Here is a 2,346-nt window from a genome sequence, read left to right as displayed (position 1 = left end):
TAATTTCAAAAGTTGGCATTTCATCGGTTAGTACCGATGGCGCTTTAAGGAACCTGGATGCAGAGGTGCCCGATTTCGACTTTAAAAAAGTTGAAAAGGCTGCCAAAACACTCTGGGAGTATGAATTGAGCAAAATTGAAGTGGAAGGCGGCGGCCCCAGCGCATCTGACCAGCGCGAAAGCCAGAGCACGAACCCAACTACCGGCTACAACACACAAACTGGTTATTACCATTCCCCTAAACAAAAAAAAGAACAGGTTGTTGACTACGCAAAGAAAAAGCAAACCATTTTTTACACGGCATTATACCATGCCATGCTGGCTCCAAATATTTACAGCGATGTAGACGGCCAATACCGAGGAATAGATCAAAAAGTGCATACTGCCAATGGTTTTAATTATTATACGGTTTTCTCTTTGTGGGACACCTACCGTGCAGAGGACCCATTGCTAAACCTGATAGACCGCAAAAGGACGCTGGATTTTATAAAGTCATTTTTAGCGATGTATGAGCAGGGCGGATTGTTACCCATCTGGCCGCTGGCGTCAAACGAAACCTATTGTATGGTGGGCAATCATTCTATCCCGGTTATTGTTGATGCTTATGCAAAAGGTATCCGCGATTTTGATGCAGGGGAGGCCTTTACTGCGATGAAGGCAGCGGTAAACCGCAACCAATTTGGCTTGGACTCGTACAGAAAAAATGGCGTGGTCTTGGCCGATGATGAGCCTGAATCGGTATCCAAAACATTGGAATATGCTATTGACGACTGGTGCATTGCCCAAATGGCCAAAATGCTGAATAAGCCTGATGATTACAAGGAGTTTATCCAGCGTGCCCAATACTGGAAAAATAATTACAACAATCAGAACGGGTTTATGCAGGCCCGCACGAACGGGGGCTGGTACTCGCCTTTTGAACCAACAGAGATCAATAATAATTATACCGAAGGAAATTCATGGCAATATTCATTTTTAGCACCGCAGGATGTAGAAACACTGGCCAACAGATTGGGCGGGAAAGTGGCTTTTGAAGCCAAACTGGATGAATTGTTTACTACCGATTCAAAACTTACTGGCAGGCAGCAGGATGATGTTTCGGGGCTGATCGGGCAATATGCCCATGGAAATGAACCAAGTCACCACATGGCTTACCTGTACAATTTCACCAACTCGCCCGAAAAGACTCAATATTATATAAATAAGATCTTAAAAGAAGAATATAGTGACAACCCCGATGGCCTTTCGGGTAATGAGGATTGCGGGCAAATGTCGGCCTGGTATGTCATCAGCTCATTAGGCATTTATAATATAGCCCCGGGCCAGCAGCAGTTTCAGATAGGTATGCCGCAGTTTGATAAAGCAGTCATCAACCTGGAGAATGGCAAAAAATTCACCATTCTTAATTCAGGCGCAAACATCAGCAGCAATAATATTTACTTGCAGGGGATGAACCTGAACAAAAAATCGTACAATAAAATATACCTTGATTATGCCGATATAGCCAACGGCGGCACTTTTGAGGTATTTACCGGCCGGTTACCCAATAAGTTATTTGTGCAGGACCTTGAAAAACCAACCTCAAGGATAAACGATAATCTTATTATACCCAACCCGTACATTATTGCTCCCGCTAAAGCTTTTAAAGAACCTTTTGATGTTCAAATAAAATGTGCCGATACTGCGGCGAAGATCTATTATACATTGGATGGAACTGTACCATCGGCAAGTTCAATACTATATTCTTCACCGATCCATATTTCAAGCAATACCACCGTAAAAGCCATCGCCATTGAAAATGGGAAAAGCAGTTTTGCAGATGAAGGCACATTTTTTAAGATCAGGAGCGATATAAAGTTAACACTGGTAAACAAATACCTGGTAAACTATGCTGACGAAGGGGATAATGCGCTGATCAACGGCATACGGGGGAAAGCCAACTGGCGCCTGGGCAACTGGCAGGGCTACCAGGGGAACGACCTGGCTGCCATTGTAGATATGGGGCAAGTGAAACCAATTAAACAGGTTAGTTTGGGTACCTTACAGGACACCCGCTCCTGGATCGTATTCCCGCCCACGGTTGAATATTGGATTTCAGATGACGGGGTAAATTATAAACTGGCAACAACTGTGAATACCAAAATTGATGTAAAAGACCTTAATGTGCAAACCCAGGAATTTACGGCGCCGTTAAACGTAAATGCCCGTTATATTAAACTGGTAGGCAAACAATACGGCCCTTTGCCAGCTTGGCATGAAAGTAAGGGGCAACCATCGTATATTTTTGCAGATGAAATTACAGTTGAATAATGTGAGACGTTGGAAGGTTGAAAAGTTGTAATGTTGG

The 2,346-nt window shown here is 43.6% G+C and carries 1 protein-coding gene; it reads left to right on the top strand.

Going from position 1 to position 2,346, the window contains the following annotated elements:
• Positions 1–2,309 (top strand): GH92 family glycosyl hydrolase (locus QZY09_RS03535; protein ID WP_295668101.1); only part of this gene is annotated, 2,309 nt, incomplete at its 5' end.
• Positions 2,310–2,346: the final 37 nt, after the last annotated feature.

It is taken from the genome of uncultured Mucilaginibacter sp., assembly GCF_903913935.1.
In the GTDB taxonomy this organism is placed as follows: domain Bacteria; phylum Bacteroidota; class Bacteroidia; order Sphingobacteriales; family Sphingobacteriaceae; genus Mucilaginibacter.
Note: the sequence above shows the minus strand (reverse complement) of the source record. Positions and strands in the feature narration are given on the sequence as shown.